General features: G+C 74.3%; 2 pseudogenes. One reads left to right on the top strand and one right to left on the bottom strand.

What is annotated here, in order from left to right:
• Window positions 1-164 (bottom strand): annotated as a pseudogene (locus ABZ321_RS58215) (DNA-binding response regulator); the annotation flags it as partial.
• A gap of 264 nt (window positions 165-428) precedes the next feature.
• Between ABZ321_RS58215 and ABZ321_RS58220 the strand changes: the two are divergent.
• A pseudogene (locus tag ABZ321_RS58220) lies at window positions 429-1,077 on the top strand (hypothetical protein); the annotation flags it as partial.

Below are 1,077 nucleotides of genomic sequence, written 5' to 3' on the forward strand. Positions count from 1 at the left end.
CCGTCGAGCACGGCGACGTCGGGCCGCAGCGCGGGAATGCGGTGCGTCGCGTCGACGGCGGACCCGGACTCGCCGACGACCTCGATGTCACCCTCGCGCTCCAGCATCTCCCGAAGCCCGAACCGGACCACCTCGTGGTCGTCGAGCAGATACACCCGGATCATGTGGCCCCTTCCACCGTGACGTCTCGCCGGTACGGCACAAACTGCGCCACCATCGTGTCACGCCCGGCCTGCCGCCCTGTGCGCCGGTGCCGCCGCCGGCCGTCCCCGGGGCGCGGTCCGGATGGCGGCATCCCCGGCCCTGACCCGCCGCACGGGTGTGATCTGCCGGGTGATACAGCGGGTGGGGAGGTTCGCCCCGCACCGTTGCGCCGGGACGGTCGGCGACCGTGGAGAGGAGGGACCGGACCTGTTCGGGAGGGTGCGATGACCGACGTCGACATCTGGTCGGATGCCACCTTCATGGCCGCGGTCGGCGAGGCCGTGTGGGCGCCGTCGATCCACAACAGCCAGCCGTGGCGGTTCCGGCGCACCGCCGACGGCATCGAGGTCCTGGTCGACCGTGACCGCGCCCTGCCGGTGTGCGACCCGGACCTGCGCGCGGCACGCATCTCGTGCGGCGCGGCCGCCTTCAACCTGCGCCTGGCGCTCGCCGTCGCCGGAGCGCCGGCGGCCTGCACGATCGGATCGGGCGACGTGGTGGTCCACCTCGTGCCCGACCGCGGCAGACCGGTCACCCCGGCGGAGTGCCGCCTGCACCGGCAGATCCGGCGCCGGCACACCAACCGGTCCGGGTTCGCGGAGGCCCGGGTCGCGCCGGGCGTCATGACGCAGCTGGTGGACGAGGCCGCCGACGAGGGCGGCTGGCTGCACGTCGTCGAGGACGACGAGTCGGCGCTGTGGACGGTCGCGCAGCTGACCCGGGAGGCCGACGCGCAGTTGAAGGCGGACCCCGCCTACGTCGCCGAGCTGCGCGCATGGACCTCGGCGGACGACGACGTGCAGGGGGTGGGGCGCGGCTTCGACGCGCAGCTCGCGGCCTGTGCTCGATGGCTCCAGCGCCCCGGTAGGCACG

The sequence above is a fragment of the Dactylosporangium sp. NPDC006015 genome (genome assembly GCF_040614215.1).
Classification (GTDB): domain Bacteria; phylum Actinomycetota; class Actinomycetes; order Mycobacteriales; family Micromonosporaceae; genus Dactylosporangium; species Dactylosporangium maewongense.